The following is a 22150-nucleotide window of genomic DNA, read 5'->3' as shown; positions in this document are numbered from 1 at the left end:
CTTATGTGGACTCCTCCGTGCCAACAACAAAAATAAATACTTGAAGAAATAAATGCGTACTTATTTACGAGGTCTAAATGAGAAGCTATCTCTGGCTCTTTTATATTTACGCGAACAGGCTGACAAATCTAGGGTACGAGCTTTATACTCTATGTTAAGGACTGTCTTGGCCTGCTGATTTTTATCTTCGTTTTGCATTTTTGTTGTTTGAACGCTTTTAAACTACATTTTTGATTCAATTATTTTTAAGCTGCCAATAATTCAGCTTTATACTCTGTACCTTGTGTTAGCATCGCGTAAGCTGTTCTTGCCGTTTTGTTAGCAAGTGCCACCACTGCACACTTTTTACTTCCTCGTTCTACAAGCCCTTTAAGCCAAACATCATTTCTAGTTTTGGCTTCTCGTATAACCGCTTGATTCACCGCAGCCATTGCACCACAAATTAACTGACTTCTTAGCATGCTATTTTTACAGTGCTTTCCTATTGAGCCTAATTTAACAAAACCACCCTAAGAATGTTGAATAGGCGTCAAACCAATACAGGCTGAAGTGTCTTTACCTTTCTGAATACGCCTATGTCGGAGCAACCTAGTGCGAGATATAGATTAATCGCATTCATGGTACCAACACCTTCAAGCTTGAGTAGCTTTTTACAATCAGCATAAGTAGTAACTAACTTTTCTAAACAATCATCATAGTGCTGAACCGCTTCAATCGATACTTTCAAAGACACTTTAGCTGTATCTATTGCAATACGGCATTCGGCTGACAATCCATTCGTTGCATCTTCTAACACTCTGTCTATCGCACTGGTAATACCGTCTTTTCGATTAGAAATACGAATATTCAATCCCAATAATAAAGACACTAATTGTTTCTGACAGGCACCTTGGTGTTTTACAGCAAGCTCTCTTAAGCGCTTAATGGTTTGTAATTGTTGCGGCTAAACCGTTTTACCACCAATAAAAATAACATCGGGTAATGATGCTGCATGGACAATAGCCAATGCATCATTTTTATCCATTTTTTGATTTTTTCTAACCGTAGCAACTAATTTTGCTGAAATTAAACGCGTATCGTGACCTGCCAAAATCGCTTACTGCTGCCAGTAATTCGACTGGCCACACGCTTCAAATATTATCGTGACGGGTTTTGCATTAACTAGCCAACAAAGAAATTCGTTCGGTGTCATTTCAATATTTTACTGCACCTTTTTGTTTCTATAAATACAAACTTGAATAACTTCTTTTGCTAAATCAACGCCAACTTTGGTACGACACATATTAGGACTCTTTATAATATATTTGTGTAGTAACTTTTATATTACCTCACTCGTTAGGGGTGAGGGAGTCCAATTATCTAGGGTGTCTGAATTTAGTTGACCAGATCATAGTTTATCCTTTCAGATAATTATTACTCTCTAATAATAGCTGCGATTAGCATTTCAAATGTACCTTATTAGCACCTATCATAAAATAATCTACTAATGCCTAAAAGTGAAAGAGAACAATACTCTTAATATATCCTGCAAATTTTATATATATGTTAATTTAACGATGGGTGCTTTTTTAACTTGTTACATAATATTAACGTTGGTTTTTCTACAACTAAATGAAGTATATAAGCAGCAAAGATACTAACGGTAATACCCAGTAAAAATAACATTCCTGCAATTACTGGCGTCAAATTCCCATGAAATATTGATTTCCCTACAGATATAACCTTCCAACCAATATCTGGATGCAATAGGTATAATGTATAAGATATCTTACCAAGAAATTGGAAGGGTGCACTCGTAAGCGCTTTATTCAACATTTCATTACGCCAAAGGATATAAATAGTCGCACAAGATAATATTCCGGCTATAGAATAAGCTTTAATAAATACAGTACTTTGAAACATAATTTCTAAAGCAAGCCAAAATAAAAGAATATATCCAGCATTTGGTAACTTTCTTACAGCATTACTTACTAATACTCCCATCAGAAAGTAGTGCCATGATGATATAAATAGCCCCGAGATAGGAATTCTGATCAGATTGTAATCTGTCAATAATGAGCCCACTCCCAGAAATAATATAATAAAATGGTGAAGCTGAGTAGAGTTACTGAAATTAAATGTGGATATTTTTTGTGCTAACCAAAGACTTAAGATATAAAATAGATATAGCTGAACTTCTAAACATAAAGTCCAGTAAATTACAGATATTTGCGGACTGATGGCAAAAACATCCTGCAAGTAAAACATGTGAAATAAAATATTAGTAATAGAGGGGAAGTTAATAACTTCCCCTGTGTAATATTCCTTAAACAATAACAATAGTAATGCAATCAAGATAGATACCCAATATGTGGGATCTAATCGAATACTTCTTCTTAAAACAAAGCCGCCAAAATAGCCCTTCGTTATTGATTTTGAGCCAATACTTAGTGAAATAACGAAGCCACTAATCACAAAAAACACGGGCACACCTAAATAACCATACGAAATAACTAAATTAACAAAGTCAGGGAACAACTCAGCTAATTCTGCCTTTAAATTTCCCGAAAGATGAAACAGAACAACACTTATGGCTGCCAGTCCTCGTAAACCATCAATGGTTCCATATCTATTTTTTTCTAGTTTACTCATTTAATAAGGCTACATTTTAATTTTTTATCGAACGTGGTTTATTTACCGCGTTATGTTTAATTAATATCTAGATATTGTTATAAAATAGATATATGAGGATTGATATTTGTATAGTTAAACCCTTCTCAGTCTATTTATTTCTTCCCGTAATACATCCAAGGCTAAGACCCCGTACTGTCCTTGTAAGTCACTATTTAGTACTTTCAGATAATTTAAGTCTTTACCTAGTAATTTAGATATAGGTAAGATCGCCTGATTTAATTTTTCATTTAAAGTTGTAAACAATAATTCATTATGCCTCTCGATTGCTTTCGGGTTTCGGATAACAAACTTACCTTTACTATATTTTAGTGTTGAATAAGCAACTTTTGAATAATACTTACTCAATAAATTTTCTAATTTTCCTTTAAAACTATTATCTTGGTAGATCTGATCTTGGTTTCCCAAACTAAATTCTTTAGGAAACAGTTTAAGACACGCTTGCTTGAATAATTTTCTATTATTTCGATATTCAAATGGTAATGTATTAAAAAATAAAGCGTAATCCTTGTTAGCAAAAGGACGTATAACATTACCAAACTGTTCAATTGGGGTGAAGACATTTGCAATTAACGCAAATTGTCGGTCAACATTATGAACATACTCATCAAAATGACAGGGCAAATTTACTGAATTATTTTCAGTCATTATTTCCATAAGATCAGCGGTGACATTATCTTTTTCCGCTTCACACATTTGCTTCCAAACCCATGAGTTTTCCGTATGCTTTTTAATATATGTATTTATAGCTTCGTCGCTACTCATTGAAAAATTTAAGGCACTATTAGGCTGCGATGCTCCAGCATAAACATCACCAAGAAAGCCATGCATAATATGTTCACTGCCTATATTATGCTCACTCATACAGGCATACATATGACAATGTCGATGATTACTTAACCCCCCGGTTAATTTAGTCACCTCATCTCCCCAATGATCATAATATTCATCTTTTAATTCTAAATAATCTAAATTAACATCGAGTGACTTTGCTATTTTTCGAGCAATAAAGGGTTCTGTACTTTCCTTCGTGCCAAACGTAATACTGTGAAAATCAATATCATTTTTCTTCATTAGGCATGCTAATAATCGAGAGTCAAAACCGCCACTAAGTGGTAATAATATATTTTTAGCTTGTGTTTTCTCTGGTAAAACTAGCTGCTCATAAATATCGGCCGCTTGTTGTATTAACGTGTCTTCGTTACCACTAATTTCTTCCCCTTTATTGAAGGGTAAAATGAAACACTGCTCTTCTTTAGTTTCACAGGTTTGAGCATTAATAATTAATTTTTTCCCGGAGATAATTTTTTTGATATTTTCAAAAAAAGTCCGTGATCTTAATATGGCATTAAATAAAAGAGACTCATATATTGCCGTATGATCAAAAGCTAATAATTTAAGGTCTTCTGCAGGTAAACTTTCTAATAAAGCTTTATAAGAAGAAGAAATAATAATGAGATGAGGACGAATAAAATAAAACATTGGATACTCGCCAAACCAAGACGCATTAATTATAACTTCAGTTGTTTGGGTATCTACCAATACAAACTGACGTTCATTATGCTCAATACTCCCTTCCTTGATATGATAATTATGGTTATTATCCGGTACGAGCATAAATTTATTTTTGTATTTCAGCGCTTTTCCATTAAAACTAAATTCATTATTTCTATATTCTAAAATCATGCTGTTCCCTTCCAAATAGCTTTATATAATACTGTAAGACCTATGGTCTATTTTATAAATTTAGACTTGAACCAAGTAGAAATTTCTAACCGTTCATTAGCAGAAAAAATAATAATGGAGGTTAATAATAATGTACAAAGTACCATTACTGATAAATAAGCAAGTTGTCCCCAACTCGCTACACTATCAATCTTCAAACTCCATAGATATGAAATTAACAGTGCACAAATAACAAATACTAAGCTACGAGCTAAAAAGTATCTAAATTTAAATTTCAATAATTTTCTGACAATATAGGGAAGATATAGCGCCCGTAAAATACCTACAAGCAATGAAAATGAGATTGCGGCACCTATAACCCCATATTCTGGGATTAAATACAAAGCAAGCCCTCCAGCGAATGCTGTATCTACAAGCGATAAATATGATGCATATTTATGCTGTTTAATTGTCAATAAAATACTGAAGAATGGCACGGTCATAAATATCAATAAGCGGCCAACAGCCAAAACAAGTAAACATTGGTAGGCTAACGAATGGTTAATTTCATCTTTAATCCACAACGAGAGAAATGCATCACCTAATAGTGTAAAGCCTGACACAAATAAAACCAGTACGATAAAGTTTAGTTTTAAAAAAAATAATAACGAACTCTCTAATTTATCCAGCTTATTTTCTGCATAATATTTTCCAAAAATAGGCACCGTAAAGCCTAGTGCTTGCGTTGAAAATTGAACAGCATATTCTGTTAACCTAATCGCAACATAGTACGTTGTAACTGCACCACCAGAAATAAATGCCGCGATTAACCATAGATCCATTTTTTCTTTTATCAAATTTGTAATATCGGTGATAAAGGTCCATTTACTGAAGTGAAATATTTCTTTTAAATCCTTTGAAGAAACATATTTTTTATGAAGCTTGAGTGTGGGCAATAAATTAAAACAAAAATAAATATAAAAACTGGTTGTTGCTAAATTAGAAACTAAAGATATTATCGCCAAAGAAATAATGCCGTAGCCTTCTGAAATAAATATATATATTGCTATAGCGTTTAATATTGAAGTAATAATTCTAACCAAGGCTAGCGTATCAAAACGCATATAAGCGTGAATAATCCCTGGGAATGCTTTTGATGGAAACTCTAAGCTAATCGACAAGCCAACAATCAAAATAATAGCTTGTGTTGTTCTTAGATTATCGGCATCGTTAATTAGATCAGGAGCAATAAAGATGGCACCACATATGGTCAATATAAAAAGTATAATGCCCAAGACACTATATATGACTATTGCTGTATTTATTATTTGATTTGCCCGTTCATACTCTTCGCGGTAAACATAACGAGATACGTACCTTGTTACCGCATGATTTAAACCTAAATCCATTAAGTAATACGATGAAACGATACTCCCCACTAACACCCACAAAGCATAATCGGCACTGCCTAAATGGCTAATTAAAAAAGGTAACATCCAGAAACCGATACCAATACCAATTACTGTTTGAATGACCCGAAAGGTTGATCCTTTTAGCATTGCTGATGCTATGTTTTTTTGTGGTTTATTCATTAATCATCTTATCGTTGCTTAAATTTGCTGTTATTGGAAGTAAAAGAACATTGCCTATGAGGAAAGTTTCTCTGAGTTCGTAATATACCGTTACTTGATATAACGCTTTATGATTAAAATGGATCTTTTAATCATTTGAAATATTTTTAAATAACCTGTTAATGGAATTCTAAAACTTACAAATACATTCTTTTCACCTTTAAATTTTTCTTTATAAAAACTATTTTTTCCATTTCCGGCAAGTAAATCGTAATATAGTGTTTCTTCATTTTGGTGTGCTTGCTCTATTGCAAAACCTAACATTAACGTTCCCATCGATAATTTATTGCTTTTTGGTATAAAAAAACCCAGCTGAATATTATAACGCCTACCTTCAACTGAAATATCATAGCTAATAGCTACAGGCTCATTTTCGTTGTACAAAATTAAACAGTCCAACTGCCCTTTAGTAAGAAAGTCAGTTACAACCCGGTAATGAAATTCAATACTGTGCTCTGAAAAACACGGATGCCCCCAGCGTTCTTTATGCATAATGTTAAGTTGATTAAAAAAAGGTAGAATTTCATCTTCATTTTCTATTTTTTTTATTCGGTTATTGCCTAATAACTTACGGCGATTGAACATTTTTAAACGGGTATTCTTTCCTAACGCAATTAGATATTGGTCAAAGCCTTCTTGACAATTAATCTGTATTCCTGGCTCTGTGCTCATTAATTCGTTAGAAAAATTATGTGCTAAATATTTTGCTGTTTCATTATGACTGTCAATATCTGTCAAAACGATTTCATCAACGCCCTGCTCTTGCATATAACTAAAAATTTTAGACAGGTAAGTCTCGTATTGACCAGGAGGGAGAATGAAATTTAAATACTCGGAACGAATGGAATCATCACTATGAGAATAATTGCCTATAAATTCACACCTATTAATAGTCTTCCTAAAGTAATGTGAACATTTATAGGTATAGCAAGGTGCAAGGCCAACTAAGTCTTCATCGTTATATATACCTAATAAAAACAAATTCAAATTCAAACGTGGTTGCCATATACTCCACCATGTTGATTGCCATATCCAACTTAAAAACAAAGGGTCGGCATATGAACTATTTAGACACTTTCGCCAAGTTTGTTCCATAGATTGAAATTCCTCTATGGAAAACTGAACAATATGGATATCTTTCAAAAAACGCCCTCAATTTTTATATCAACGAATAGTTAAATAAACATAATTTACAACAAGTTAACTAATAAAAACTCTAACTTGTTGCTTTTTCTTTTTCTTTTTCTTTTTGTAAAGCAGAAATAATTAGTTTATAACTTGCAATAGACAAGCCTAGTATGAGCCACCAATGTGGCTCATATAAATCCATACCAAATAAGCCAAATATCATTCTTAAAACAAGATAAGCAAACATCGCTTTTGCTAAGCCATTCACAAAAATGAACTCGTCATTTATAATTAATAAACTTTGTTTAATATTCCACTTATTAATGAATAAAAGCCTTTTAATAAACAGCATAAATACGATAAAACCAATGGGACCAATATTCGTTAACACCTCAAGATAAAGCATGTGAATGTTCTGTTTACGATTAAACATTTCCATTCTAACAACAGAGAATGTATTGACACCAATTCCCATGGGATACTCTAAATAAATTTCCAATGCATCCTCCATGATTATTTTTCGTGTACCGCTAGAGTTTCCCTGCGCTTCTTTTCCTGAGTATATTGACTCAAAGCGGTCATAGTATTGCTCAGGCACGATAGGAGCTAATGCCACAAGAAGAATACTAGACAAAAAAAACACTTTGAATTTGCCTTCTTTCATTTTAAAAAAAAAGTAAATGGCTGCAAGTAAAACCGCAACATAACCAGAACGAGACCCAGTAAAAATAATAATGATGATTGAAAGCACTAGCAATACGGCAAAAAAGTACTTCAACAGTTTTATTTTCGAAGCCTGAAATAGATAAATGGCAAATGGTAAACAACCGACGCCAAATGCACTAAATGAGTTTGGATGTTGGACAAAGTCACCTGCACCACGCAACCTCATGATACCTTGATTTTCGACCATTAGACTCCCTGTTATCCAACCATGTCCACCTTCAAGGCAGATTTTAAACCACGCTAACATGATAAAAAGAACAATAACTTTTAAATCCCTTATATTGCTAACTGACATTACAATAAAAAATGAAATCAAAGAAAATTTAAATACTTTCCTGTCAAACATTTCTAAGGAAATATCTCTGGAAACCGAAAAGATGGAGTAAAAAAACAAAATAAAAATCAGCAATAAAGCTGTATTTTTCAAACTATTACTTTGTGTATAATCTAGTTTACTTTGTACTGTTTTACTATTAGATAATAATTTAAAGCCACACAAAATAGTTAATATTAAACCAAAAACAAAATGAAAACGCACTGCTTCAAAAGCAGGCCATCGTAGAGAAGCCTCCATATAGAAAAAGAATAAATAGAGTCCCGTTAAATAGCTTAAATAACTTGCCTTCTCATTAGGTTCTACAATCTGTTTCCTGTTACGTTTATTATTAATTTTTGTCATGGAACATTCTTCTTTTTATTATTTAATGACTATTTTATACGCGAGAATGTTTTATAGTTTTCTTAAAGCATACAGCAGAAAAAAGAGAAAGACTTCTCGCTAAAAAGTACAAATAGAAAGTTAACGAATTCACTAAAAAATAAGAAAATTTAACTTTATAGAATTTAATAAATGAAGAGAATACACAAAGCGATAATATAGCTAAAAATGGTATTAGCTGAAATATGGTTGGTTGAGCCGGCATGATTAAGGCACTTATAAAAATCAGGTGCAATATTATAAAAATTAACGTCAACATTGCCACTTTTGATGAAAAAATTGATTGTAAGGAATTCCAATCACCTCTCCCATGCCATATCTCTCGACTAAAAAAGCTTGATAACGTTTCAGGGGAGCCATGATGGGTTATTACTAATTCAGGGAACGCTATTATTTTCCCTCCAGCCTTTTTAGCATTCAAGCATAAGGTGAATTCTTCAGAGGTTTCCATTTCTCCGGGAAAGCCATCAATAGTATCGAAAAACTGACGAGCAATAATTAAATGGCACGAGCCGATATGGGTTGGTGCCTTTTCCAAGGTTTTAGGTTCAAACCATGATTTCATCAACAACGAAGAATCTTCAGGCACCTTAGGATGAGAACCACAAATGTTTTTAGGGTTACTATCTAGCAACTCAAAGACTTTTTCAATATTTTCAGACCACTGCGAGGTTAGCGTTATATCAGCATCTATAAACAGTAATAACCGACCTTTTGCATGTGTAACACCTAAATTACGCAGTGCCGCAATTGTTGCTTCAGCTTTCCCATCAATGACCTTAGCCCCAGCTTCTGTTGCTAACGATGCTGTATTATCAGTTGAACCATGATCTACCACAATAACTTCAAACTGATAACAACTTGGCATCCATTTTACAATGGACTTTACGGTATCAGAAATGAACATTGTTTCATTATATGCTGGGATGACTACTGAAATATCCATACTTAGACCTTCACTTCAAAAAATTTAATATTTATTATTGTTATACGCAATTTATTTATAATCATTTCTAATTTTCTCAACTAATCTTAGACCTAACTCTGCAATTGTTAAGCCGGTGTTAGCGTAAGAGTGCTCTTGAATAACAGAACCATCGCAAACAAAAACATTATCACAACCTCTTATTTTAAGTTCATTATCTAATATATCGCTTTCATCAGCGCCCAAAGATATTGTTCCTGAATGGTGTGCTCCTGACCATAACCAATCAGCTGTAATAGAATGCTGAATTTTAACGTCTTGAGACACTTTTGATAAGTCACCATCTATTTGCTGAAGTAAATCTTGATAAACGACTAACTCTTCTTTTGATATTTGCCAATCAATTTTCAATTTATCATCTATAATATCAACTCGATTATCAGACGTTTTTTGTTCAAAATAGACCAAAATATTGAAGGTATTGGTAGGCAACGTTATTCTAAATATGTGCGTGAATATTTCAGATAAAATATCTGGATGAAAAAGTTTTAGTGAAAAAGCATTTTTTAGCCGTTCAACACCGCTACTAGCACCAAGTTCTGATTTAAATTTATATATAGATAGTTTATTTGTCATTGTAAGTGCCGGTCTGAAAAAGGCGAAACAACTATATTTACCGCACTTACTTTTGTATCTTGCAGCAGTACAACTTTCATAGTTCCCTTTATCTTCGAGGGAAAATTTATGCATGATTTTGCTGTGTACTTTATTAAATTTAACTTTTCCCACAAAACCCACAGGGTGATCAATTAACCCTTTACCCACGTTATTAGTTGATAAATTTAACGATTTTAAAATATTTTTTACAAGATTTGGTGAACCAAACGTTCCAGCAGCAATAATTACAATGTCCGGCTTCACTGAATGACATACAGAATCGTATTCAAAACTTACACTCTCTATTTTTTTATCCACAGTTTGAAAGCTTATATTAGCAACATCATAAAATGAGGTTATTTCATTATTTAATGTTAATTTAGTAAATTTTTTAGGATATAAGAGACAATCAACACCATTTTTAAATATTCCCATACTGTCAGAGAGTAAGTTCATTTCAGATACATTTTTATTATATTCGTTCAAATAATCGGGTTTAGGAAAGAATAACTTTGCCGCTGCTTTATCAGCATATTGATTTGCCTGTGATAAAATACCTTTAAAATTATTTGACAATATGTCTTTAGGATTTATGGGGATTAATCCGTTATGCCAAAGGTTAGTGCCGCCGCCGCCACCGAAGCAAAATGTTTTAACGTTTGCCAGTTTTTTCTTAATAAAATCGATTTTCGGAAATTTAACTTTGTCACAGGCACCCAACTCCAATGTAGTTACATCAGCAAACGTCACCAATTCATTTGCGACAATTGAACCTGCAAGACCTGTCCCTATAATGAGCACTTTCTGTTTCATTTGTAAAAACCCTTAAAAATCTATATCTTAGCAAGTTTTACGGGTAAACCATAAAAAAGATAAACAACAAAAAAGACAGTTACCAAAGCTAAAATCTGCATCGTTGAAACAGTAAGGCCTCCAAAAGACACAAGATTATTTTCCAACACTACAAATGCTATTAGTAGTGTTAACGAAATTAAATTTACAACTCTCCAAGATACTTTATATAAAATCAACATTTTAGTACAACCTACACATGGCGTCATGAGTCGCTTTGCGAACCAATTCGTTAACTTAAGCATATTATTAAGTACTAATTTTTTTTTACACGCAGGGCATTTCATATTAAGACCTTAAATTTAACTAAAGATAAACTTCTTCGTACCACAATTGGAACATAATTAATGAGAATATAATTTTATTATGATCATCAATCCCTTGTTCTTGTTGTTTCACCAAATCACCAATAACGGCTGGATCAAATATTTTTTGCTTACTAAGGTTACTTTCACTTAATAAGTTATTCTTTAATACTTTCAACTCATTATTTAACATTGTACTTAACGGACTTTCAAAACCTTGTTTTTTCGCTTTAAAGAGTTTATTTGGCAAATAAGCTCTCGCAATATTTCTTAACATGGCTTTTTTAACCCAAAATGAATATTTAACTTTCCCGGGTAAGCTATAAATTGCACTAAAAAGCTTTATATCCATTAATGGTACCCTTAGCTCAAGCGAATGCCACATGCTTAAACGGTCAGAAAGAGTTAATATTTGCTCTGGCACATAATTTTTCAAATCGGTATAAGCCGCTTTGTCAATAACGTGAGTAGCATTACAAGCTTCAAAACTGGCTATTATGGGCTTACCTGACTTACCCATATCAATTTTATTCTTTACATTAGTAAGATAAAGCTTGGCTCTAGCTTGTTCGGAAATTGCGGTAACATAAGATAAATACCTTTGACTTAAGGGTAATTCACTGGCTTGGATAAAACGCTTTGCGTGCTCAATTTTTCTTGAAAATCGACCTTTCGTTGGTACTTTATTAACAATAAGACCTGTAAGCTTGCGTAGTGGTTTTGGCAATTTATCAAACAATGTACTTATATAAAGACCGGCATATCTAACATAACCTCCAAATAACTCGTCTCCACCTAACCCTGACAACGCAACTTTGTAACGTTTGCTTACTTCCTGACAAATAGTGTAGGTAGGGATAATTGAATCATCCGCGAAAGGCTCATCAAATGCATTAGCGGCATCTCTTAATAGCGGCTCTAATTCTTTAATCGGTGTTATTGTGTTAAATTCGATACCATATTTTTCTGCAACACTTTTCGCAAGAGGTGATTCATCGTATAAATTTCCTTTATTATTAAATCGTATTGTATAACTACTTTTAAATTTTTTGTCACGTGATGCAATAGCTGTAACAAGAGAACTGTCAATGCCGCCAGATAAAAATGATGCTATATCAACATCTGCTTCCAAATGGGCTTCGATAGACTCAATTATTTCTTGTTCAATATTATCGCTTTTAGTTGTTGTGCTATCTTTTGTTATTTCGTTAGGATCCCAGAATTGAATGATTTCTGTTTTCTTTCCCGACCCAAATTTAATATAATGCGCAGGCTTAAGTTTTTTTACGTTTTGGTAAATCGTTTCAGGAGCTGGAATATAGTTAAATGCTAAAAACATATCCATCGCTTGATAATTTATTTCTTTCTTAACTATCCCTGGGTTTACCAAAGCCTTAAGTTCTGAGCTAAAGGCAATATTCTCGTTTTCAAGTGTGTAATATAAAGGTTTAATACCAAAATGGTCGCGGGCAATAATACCTTCCTGCTTATTTTTATTCCAAATACAAAAGGCAAACATACCCCTTATATGACTAAACATTTTTTCACCGTACTCTTCATACAGGTGCACAAGTACTTCTGTATCTGAATGTGTTTTAAATGAATGCCCAAGCGTTTCCAGTTGTTCTCTTAATGCTTTATGGTTATATATCTCCCCATTGAATACAATAACAACACTTCCATCTTCATTAAAAATGGGTTGGGTGCCCCCCGACAAATCAATGATACTTAAGCGACGCATGCCAATTGAAATAACATTATCTTGATAGAAACCCGATTCATCAGGTCCACGTCGAATAATAGCGTCCGCCATATCTTCAACTTTATCTCTTAACTCACTTGAGTTAGGTGCAAATACACCTACTATCCCACACATTTAAATACTTTCTCCTGCACAATAAAAACTGTTAACTAACTTTATTAATTGATGTCATTGCTTTTTGGTAAAATCCTTCATGCTTTTTAACACAAGTATCCCAGCCATAATTATTTTCCGCTAATCCCCTAGCGTTCAATGCTATCTTTTGATAAGTCTCTGGATTCTCAATTAAATATTCAATCTTTTTCGCTATCATTTTATGGTCGTTCACGCGAACTAAACAACCCGTTCCATTATCTATAATTAGCTCTGGAGTCCCACCTACATCAGTAGCAACGCATACCACTCCTTTCAACATATATTCTAAAATGGCATTACTTAACCCTTCAGAATCAGATGAAATAACACCTATTTGCATATCTGTTAAGTAGTCATCAACATTTGCAATTCGGCCAAGAAACTTTACTGTTGAACTAACGCCTAACTCCATTGCTAGCGCTTCTAATTCTGGGCGCAAATGTCCATCACCAATAATATGCCACACTACATTGGGGTACTTACCAACTAACTCTGCTGCGGCTTTAATAAATAAGTCAGTTCGCTTAACTTTCCGTGTCATATTGCCCACAATACAAATATTAACTATAGGGCCCGTATGTTGAATAAATGGAAATTGACTAAGCTCTATCCCATTTGGTAAAACCTGAATTTTTTCAGGGGGCAAACTAAATTGCTCGCAGAAGACATTTCCAACAGCTTTCGCATTGGCAATATAGTTTGTCATCAATGGATAAACTTTCTTCAAAATCTTTTCAATTTTTCCATCAGTCCAAAACCCCATATCCCTGAAGCAAGAAATTCTTACAGGTACTCTAGCGAGCCACGCAGCCATGCCTAGTAATAACGTAGTGTCTTGAAAATACATCTGAACAATATCAATTTTTTCTTTTCTTAACCAACCAACAAGTTTAAAGAATTTGATTATTCCGGAGACTGAAAATAGCTTAGGGATATCTAACTGAATATGTTTGCATTCGCTAGGGATTAGGCTCGTTTCCGTTTCTCTGATCGTTAGCAAATAAGGTGTGAATTTTGATTTATCTAACCGCTCAATTAACCCTACTAATTGTAGTTCGGTACCACCTCTAACTATGCTGTCTATCCCATACAACACTTTATGAGTACTCTCTGAAAATTTCATCAGAACTTCATCCCTTTCAAAATCACAAATATTTAAAAAAACATTAATTTAACAAATTAAATGCAAAGTCAGCCACACTCTCTGTAGCAGCTATACGTTGTACTTTAAATACATTGACCGTTTCATTCTTATCTGTATATGCTGTAAGGCCGTACTTATAATTAACTTTTTCTGCAACGTTTACGGTTTTATCTGATACATCTAAATGCATACCATTTGGATAACAAATACCTTCTACGTTAATGTCTAACATATTTTCTATTTTTGCTTTAGATTCATAAAGTTCACGGTATAATTGTTCATCATCAATTTTTGTTAAAATTGCATGAGATAAGGTATGACTACCGATGTCTAACCCCTCATTGGACATTTCTTTTAATTGCGACCATGACAACGCAGAAAAGCCTTTATCTGGTTCTTTTTCGATAGATACATCGAGTGAAACTGAAAGGCTTTGCAGAAAGTCATCACGTTCAACTTTTTTATGGTTTAAACAAAGGTCAGCAATTACATTCCAATTTTCAGAGTAATTATCAATAGTTAATACCAACTCACCAATATTTGGAATTGTAATTTTATTTATTTTCGTAGAAAGTAATAACGTTCTAATTTTGTCTGGCCAAAGCCATTCTTTTCTATCTATAAAGTCAGTGGTCACATACAGAGATACAGGGATTTTATATTTTTTTAAAAGTGGCCACGCTTTATGATAAAAATCGTAATAACCATCATCAAATGTAATTGCTATTTTGTAAGGATCTTCAGTATTATTTTTTCTATCCAATAAAATCTCTTTAATTGGTACAATATTATAATATTCAGTCAAAAATTTAAGATGCTTTTCAAAGCCATAAGGTGATATGCCTGGTATCATTTTATTATCACTGATACGGTGGTACATTAACGTTTGAGCACTTGACTTTGAATTAATAAAATATTTCCAAAATTTTCCTTTGACTAAAACTTTGAAGATAATTCTTTTAATAAAACACTTAACGCTCCCTATGCTAATAATCATTTGAGTTAAGGTCTTCTCAGCAATAAACGTACTAACGATTTCCATCCCGACAAATCAAAAACAGATAATGAAATCCCTTTTACTATATCCTTTAAAGGAGCAATAAATGTTTTCTCTGCTCGAGCGAATGTTAAACCTCTATTGATATACATGTCTGCCCAAGCGGTATTAATACTTTTTTGTGAGACATGTTCACCATGATTACTTACAAAGTTTTGTAGAATACGAAATGCAAAATCATATCGCCCACGATAGTTATTTGACATTTGTCCTGACCACTCTCGATAGATATATGTTTTATCAGGGCAATACATGAATTCCCAATTTAACGAATACCTTAGCCATAAGTCCCAATCAATCCCCATCTTGAATTGTTCATCAAATCCTCCATCTTGAATAACACAAGCTTTTCGGATAATAGAAGTACCAAAAGGGACAAAGTTTTTCGTTAATAACTGTTCGGTTACCTTACCTGTGTACCTTTCATAGGGCGCAGCTTTATCATAAGGGTTACCATCTTCATCTATATACGAAACTTCACTATAAACAACACCAACTTTATCATCTGAAAAAAAAGGCATTTGTAATTCAAGTTTATTGTCTGTCCAAAAGTCATCAGCATCACAGAAACCAATAAAATCTCCTTTTGCTTCTTTAACTCCTCTATTTTTTGCTTTTGTTTGACCTCTATTTTCGGTCTTAATATAACTAACTTTATTATTATTCGTATAGGCTGACATAACTTCTTCACTATTGTCAGTTGAGCCATCATCAATAACGATAACCTCAATATTTTCCCATGTTTGTTTTAATAACGAATCTAATGCCGTACCTAAATATTGCCCCATATTATATGAAGCTATTACAATACTTATTAAGGGAGAACTCATAAATTAGACCTCACAAATCGAAAAGCGATACTTGCCTGAAGCTTCTTGAGGCATTTTATCGACATCGATAATTTCCAGCTGTATATCTTCCCCAAATACTTCTACCATCTCTTCCCTAAGCTCTTGATCTGTAGTTTGATTAAAGTCTTTACCTTTAACACGGTTAACAATAATTTTATTTAACTGTTTTTGTACAAGTTGCATTTGTTCTAGACCTGAAATCTTAGTTAAGGTTCGTTCAACTAACGAAACGCCTCCTACTAAACTGCCATTTTTCTTTTTAAGAAAATCAGCAACTCTCCCTTCCAGTTTTTTCAATAATGGAAAGTTTCTTCCGCAACTACATGGCTCATCACTTAAGACACCGACATCTTCAATACGATATCGAATCAAAGGCATCGCGAAGTTATTGAGATCTGTTACTACAAGCTTTCCCGACTCACCAAAAGGTACTGGCTTATCATTTTCATCAACACATTCCAAAATAATATGAGGCGAGTTTATATGCATTCCTTGATGCATTTCACATTCACATGCGATTAAACCGACTTCTTCACAGCCATAACGATTAGTAACCTTGGTTACTAAGGCTTCTTCGATGGCTATTCTTTCATGATCAAGCAGCATCATTGAAGTAGCTACTATACCTTTAGGTGGTGTGATTTTTATATTATTTTCATTCAAGAATTTTGCAAATATATAAATAGAATGAGCATGACCAAAAAGAATATCTGGAGTAAAGCTTTTCCACACATCAACAAATTCCTGCATACTCTCAGGATTCAGATCCATAGTATCTAAATACTTTGTCCGTTCGAGTAAAGTTGAACGTAACTTTTCTTTAATGGTTACAGGTACAGGTGGGTTACCCCATAATGAGCCTATTTTGTCGCCAGGAAGCCAACTAGCTAAGTTATCTGCATATCCCTGAGCTGCATTTCTCATTTTTTGGCAATGTTCGTCGAAATAGAGATCTAATGCTACGCCTGTTGAACCACCAGTTTTAGCAATACATAGTTGCTCAGCACTCTCATTGATTGAAATAAACTCTTTACCATTATATTTTATGTCTAATTTTGTAGTAATTGGAAGTTTTTGTAGATCTTCAATAGATTTGATGTCATCGGCAGTTATATTTAATTCAGTCATTCTTTTGCTATACCAAGGACTATTTTTTTCAGCATGAGAAATTAACTTTTTTAACCTTGCTTCTTGATATATTTTCAATTCACTTAAGCTTTGATACTGTAGCGCCTTTAGGTTCTTCATTTCTCCTACTCGCACGCCCCCTTCCTTGGCATCCCACAACTTATAAACCATTGAATTAAATATATTTCTCATTACTCCACACTCCATTATCCTGAACTACTGATGTTAAATATAAAAGATACTTTCTATAAATTTTGATAAACAGTTTTATACTGATTGGCCATTTTACTCGCTGAATACATACTTTTAAATCTGTCATTTAATTGTTTCATTTTATCATTTCCACTTTCATGATAAAACTGTTCAAAAGCGATGATTTTTGAATAAATATTACCTAAGTCTTTTTCTTTATCGAGCAATGGGTAACAGTTACCAATAACATGGGGGATTTCACCCACATTGGTTGCTAATACCGGTAAGTACTCTCTTAAAGCCTCCAACAGTGTTATTGGTAATCCTTCCGTTAGTGAAGGCATAACTAACAGGTCGTAATTATCAAAATAACGACTCGGATTATCGATAAACTGTAAGAAATTCACTTGTGTCTCTAATCCTGACTTTGAAACAAGCCCTTTAAGGTATATTTCTTCAGGACCTGTACCCATGATGTCTAATTCAAATTCACGATCTTGGATCTTAGCTATTTGAATAGCTTTAATTAGATATTCAAAGCCTTTTTCTTTTGCCAATCGACCTATTGCCACTAACTTTATTTTCTTATCTTTAAATCGTTTATCACTTTGTATTGAGAGAGGTTCTGTAGTTATACCATTTTGTACAACATAACTTTTTTTCAATTTATTAAATAGCTTTTGGGTTTCTTGCGAGACAAATATTACTGCTTGCATTCTACTTAAACAAAATTTATCTAATATTTGATATAGCCACATTGCTGAAAATTGTTCTGCGACTACATAACCATGCACGGTTGAAACTATAGGTATGCTACAAAGCATTCTGGGTAATAATGCGAAGAGAACATTAAATTTATATCCATGTGAATGAATGACATTAATCTGTTCTTTTTTTGCTAATTTAGCAATTTCCCATGAGCCTTTAATATTAAGACCTGCTTTCATACGCCAAGTAATAAGCGGTAAGCCTCGTTTTATTGCTTCATGCTCTAATGCTTTAGTGCCTTCATTAATTTCCCCACAAGAAAGGATGGTTGGCTCTAAACCTTGTTTAATTTGCTCAGAAACTAATGTAAGTAACATTTGTTCTGCGCCGTATAAGCCACCACTATCAATCAGATGTAATATTTTCATAACTTCCAGGTACTTAATTAATAATAATTACAGGTCTAATAACACTATTTAGGGAAAAACTTATGTCTCAGTTTTCGAACAATAGATTGCATATACCAAGCCCAAAAAAGTCTCCCTGGCTTTTTAGCAATAGATCTTACCCTCCAGATAATTGGTATTACTTTTCGAGCAATCGCATTTTCAATTTTTTCAAAACCGCTCAATTCAGGAAAAATCCCCATGAGCCAATCATTCACTTTTAGATCAAGAACAAGGTGAACTCTTGATTCATTACCATTATTATTCACATAATGTTTTTTAGAAAAATTCAAATAAATTAATCTACCTTCTGCAAGATGGTAATTTGTATTATTTACAGTAAAGATCACATGTTCATTAGTGATTATTGGGATATGCAATCTCACTTGATTAAAAGCTAAATCAGAAACTTCTTCATAAGCATCTCTATGTTCTTTTATTTCGGTACCAGGAAGTAGGTTCATAATCCTTATTCTGCCGTATGGGCATTTAAAGGCAGATAAAAGTTCTTTAAAATAAGGGAGCTTACCTAAATACTCTGTTTCTTTATATTCACCCCATTTACCTACTTTTTGGGAATGCTCATTAGTTGCGCTTCCATCACGCGATACTAGAGGTATGGTTGTCCAACCATCCGCCAAGCCTTCATCATAGTGAGAAAGCCAGTTTTTATCTTTTAATAACTCTAATTCTTCACGCATTTTTTTCAAATCGAATTTGATCGGAAAACGGTCTGTTAAATCCATATATTCAAACATAATGAGCACTCTAATTATTAATATAATATTTGTTTAAAGTTAAATACATCAATAAAGGTAAACAACATTATTTACCCATATAAACAAAGATGTTTAAAATTTCATTGTTTTAATTAACCTTGTCTAGGCTTCCATATAACAATTTTTTCACCCTTTAAAAAACGAAGACTCGCAATAGCAGCAGCAAAATTAATCAAACAAAAGTAATGCGCTAAACCGACCCATTTATTATTGTCAGCATTATTATTGCCATAAAGTGCTAATAAATAAAAGGCTATCTGTGTTAGCAACGCTAAGTTATAAAAAGCACCTTGACCTAGCAATGCTACATTTGAAATAAAAGCCAAAACGAGTGGAACAAAGGCTAAATAGCGAAGCACTTTATGGCTAAAGAGCTGCAATGAAAACACGCCATAACTGAAAGGGTTTAATAAATGTTTCATATCACTTAAAGCCCAAAGTGCACGTAAAGACACCCGAACTCGCATCCTAAATTCAGATCCCTGATCAGCAAGAGAGTCTTCAGTTAGAATTGCCTTGTCTTGATAAACCACACGCTTGTGTTGTTCTACAATTTTAAGCGGTTGTACGAAATCAGGTAACTGATCAGCACGCAATTCTGAATATAAAGAAGTTCGAATAGCATCTACGCCACCATCAACACCAACAATAGAACCAATAGCACTTTCTAGTAAACGCATATTATTCTCATACTTCATATAAGCACTACAACCGTCACCAACCATAGAGCCATCTTCATTCACATAAACCATTTTACCGGTTACATAGCCAACGCTAGGGTCTGTGAAAGTATTTACAAGTGCTTTCATGGCATCTTTTTCAAAAATGCTGTTAGCGTCTGAAAAAATAATAATTTCAGATGATATTTCTTGAAAGGCTAAATTCAGTCCAGAAGTTTTTCCTTTCCTCGGTATTTGTCTAATTAACTTAACATTACTATGATCTTTAAAAAAAGCTTCGACAATTTTATCAGTTTCATCTTCAGACTCATCTGATACCACAATAATTGAGACTTTGTCTTTAGGATAATTTTGATCTAACTTATTCTGAATAGTGGCAGCAATAACGTTTTCTTCGTTGAATGCCGGAATGATGACTGTAACACTAGGTAATTCTTCAAACTCGCCTTCGACAATTTTGTTTTTAGGCAGAATGTTAAGTAATAAAGGGTAGCCCATATAAACATAAATTAATAAAATTAAGCACATCCAAAAAACAAATTCCATCGATTTACCTTCCTTTCCCAAATAAAACAATTTCAACGGTTCTAATTAAAATTAGCAAATCTAACATAAAACTACGATGTTTAATGTAATACAAATCGTATTTTAACTTCTCTAATGAGTCTTCTTCTGTTGAACCATAAGGGTACTTTAATTGTGCCCAGCCTGTTAATCCTGGCTTAACATTATGACGTTCATTATAATAAGGTAAGTTTTTAATAAGCTGCTGAACAAATTCAGGGCGTTCCGGACGAGGTCCTACAAAGCCCATATCTCCACGTATTACGTTTAAAATTTGTGGTAATTCATCAACACGGTATTTACGAATAAATTTACCAATACTCGTGGTCCGATCATCATTTTGAGAGGCCATTTGAGCACCATTTTTCTCCGCATCGATTCGCATACTTCTAAATTTATAAATATTAAAAGCCTGTCCATCTAAGCCAACGCGCTCTTGCAGATAAAAAATAGGGGCTTTCATGCCTTCGTCTAATTTAATAAGAATGGCAGTTATTAGCATAACTGGCCAAGTAACTAGGGTTAAAGCAACAGCAATAGCAGCGTTAAAAACCCAATCTAAGGTATTGCGTAAATGGTTGCCTGAAGCAAAACCGTTTGAATATATCACCCAACTTGGATAAATAAGGTTTACGGCAATTTGACCTGTTTCACGCTCGATAAAATCGAGAATTTCGGTAATGGCTACGCCACGTATTTTACAGGCAAAAAGTTCATCAATCGGTAAATTATCACGACGTTCATCACTCGCCACAACAATTTCGTCGATACCATGCTCTAGTGCATAATTAACCAGAGAACCTTCTAATGCAATGCGGTTTTCGTTAACTATGCCTGTTTCGGTGTCACCGGGCATAATAACAAAGCCGTGCATGTAAAACCCTTGCCTGTCGACATCTCGACGCATACGTTTTTCAATAATAGATGCTCGGTCACCTGCGCCAAGTACTAATACAACACGCTTACTAAAACCAAAAAAGTCGACTTTAAGCGTTATATAACGAAACGCACTATCAATAATGAGACTAAACAATGCAGCAAGCGCAAGTAATTCAATCTTTAAAGCATGTTGACCATATAATGGATTAATTAACGTGGCAATGAAAAAGCCAATCGCCACTGAAACCAGCAAGCGCCTGACAATACCGCGATAATTTTCACGAAGTTTAGAGTTGTATAAACCCAAGGCTAATAAAGATAACTGCACAATAAGTGCAAAAACAACGGCACAAACCATCAGTAGATCATGAGGAATATCTTGATGTTCAACAAACAAAAACAAGCTATTTAAATAGACGGTTAATAATAATGAACCTGCAAAAAAAATCATCTCGATAATAACTAAAGATTTACTACCAGAGGATAAATCTCGAAATTTTGGGCTAGACATATTTATTAATTATTCCCTTTTATGATTAGCAACACTA

At 33.6% G+C, this 22150-nt stretch carries 16 protein-coding genes and 1 pseudogene; all 17 read right to left on the bottom strand.

The features are described 5' to 3' along the window. Positions 1-245: 245 nt before the first annotated feature. Positions 246-1282 (bottom strand): annotated as a pseudogene (locus tag H4J52_RS00775) (IS110 family transposase). Positions 1283-1545: 263 nt separating this feature from the next. Next, complete coding sequence (locus H4J52_RS00770) at positions 1546-2631, bottom strand: acyltransferase (RefSeq protein ID WP_182223472.1); 1086 nt, start codon at positions 2629-2631, stop codon at positions 1546-1548. 114 nt (positions 2632-2745) lie between these two features. Next, positions 2746-4356, bottom strand: a complete 1611-nt coding sequence (locus H4J52_RS00765) for a hypothetical protein (RefSeq protein WP_182180686.1) — start codon at positions 4354-4356, stop codon at positions 2746-2748. Positions 4357-4403: 47 nt separating this feature from the next. Then, positions 4404-5927 (bottom strand): oligosaccharide flippase family protein, encoded by a 1524-nt coding sequence (locus H4J52_RS00760; RefSeq protein ID WP_182223471.1) that lies wholly within the window; start codon positions 5925-5927, stop codon positions 4404-4406. A 90-nt stretch (positions 5928-6017) separates the two neighbouring features. Next, positions 6018-7109, bottom strand: a complete 1092-nt coding sequence (locus tag H4J52_RS00755) for a GNAT family N-acetyltransferase (RefSeq protein ID WP_182180690.1) — start codon at positions 7107-7109, stop codon at positions 6018-6020. Between the two features lie 73 nt (positions 7110-7182). Beyond that, positions 7183-8499: an O-antigen ligase gene (locus tag H4J52_RS00750; protein ID WP_182224083.1), complete on the bottom strand. Its 1317-nt coding sequence runs from the start codon at positions 8497-8499 to the stop codon at positions 7183-7185. A gap of 34 nt (positions 8500-8533) precedes the next feature. Beyond that, positions 8534-9484, bottom strand: a complete 951-nt coding sequence (locus tag H4J52_RS00745; RefSeq protein ID WP_182224082.1) for a glycosyltransferase family 2 protein — start codon at positions 9482-9484, stop codon at positions 8534-8536. A gap of 51 nt (positions 9485-9535) precedes the next feature. Beyond that, on the bottom strand, positions 9536-10933 hold the full coding sequence (locus H4J52_RS00740) for a GMC oxidoreductase (protein ID WP_182224081.1): 1398 nt from the start codon (positions 10931-10933) through the stop codon (positions 9536-9538). Positions 10934-11278: 345 nt separating this feature from the next. Then, positions 11279-13153: an asparagine synthase (glutamine-hydrolyzing) gene (asnB, locus tag H4J52_RS00735; RefSeq protein WP_182180699.1), complete on the bottom strand. Its 1875-nt coding sequence runs from the start codon at positions 13151-13153 to the stop codon at positions 11279-11281. Positions 13154-13184: 31 nt separating this feature from the next. Beyond that, the gene (locus H4J52_RS00730) at positions 13185-14297 is read right to left on the bottom strand and encodes a glycosyltransferase (protein ID WP_182180701.1); all 1113 of its coding nucleotides are present in this window, start codon (positions 14295-14297) and stop codon (positions 13185-13187) included. 43 nt (positions 14298-14340) lie between these two features. Continuing rightward, positions 14341-15315, bottom strand: coding sequence for a polysaccharide deacetylase family protein (locus H4J52_RS00725; RefSeq protein WP_182188816.1), 975 nt, complete (start codon positions 15313-15315; stop codon positions 14341-14343). Between the two features lie 5 nt (positions 15316-15320). Then, positions 15321-16205, bottom strand: a complete 885-nt coding sequence (locus H4J52_RS00720) for a glycosyltransferase (protein ID WP_182180705.1) — start codon at positions 16203-16205, stop codon at positions 15321-15323. A 3-nt stretch (positions 16206-16208) separates the two neighbouring features. Then, on the bottom strand, positions 16209-17546 hold the full coding sequence (locus H4J52_RS00715; protein WP_182180707.1) for a phenylacetate--CoA ligase family protein: 1338 nt from the start codon (positions 17544-17546) through the stop codon (positions 16209-16211). Between the two features lie 53 nt (positions 17547-17599). Then, the gene (locus tag H4J52_RS00710; protein WP_182180709.1) at positions 17600-18682 is read right to left on the bottom strand and encodes a glycosyltransferase; all 1083 of its coding nucleotides are present in this window, start codon (positions 18680-18682) and stop codon (positions 17600-17602) included. 44 nt (positions 18683-18726) lie between these two features. Beyond that, positions 18727-19458: an aspartyl/asparaginyl beta-hydroxylase domain-containing protein gene (locus tag H4J52_RS00705; RefSeq protein ID WP_182180710.1), complete on the bottom strand. Its 732-nt coding sequence runs from the start codon at positions 19456-19458 to the stop codon at positions 18727-18729. Positions 19459-19571: 113 nt separating this feature from the next. Beyond that, a complete protein-coding gene (locus H4J52_RS00700; RefSeq protein WP_182180711.1) occupies positions 19572-20705 on the bottom strand; it encodes a glycosyltransferase family 2 protein in 1134 nt (377 codons plus the stop codon). A gap of 4 nt (positions 20706-20709) precedes the next feature. Next, the gene (locus H4J52_RS00695) at positions 20710-22113 is read right to left on the bottom strand and encodes a TIGR03013 family XrtA/PEP-CTERM system glycosyltransferase (protein ID WP_182180712.1); all 1404 of its coding nucleotides are present in this window, start codon (positions 22111-22113) and stop codon (positions 20710-20712) included. Positions 22114-22150 lie beyond the last annotated feature (37 nt).

It is taken from the genome of Colwellia sp. MB02u-14 (genome assembly GCF_014076915.1).
Lineage (GTDB): Bacteria > Pseudomonadota > Gammaproteobacteria > Enterobacterales > Alteromonadaceae > Colwellia_A.
This window is presented reverse-complemented; position numbering and strand designations above follow the sequence as displayed.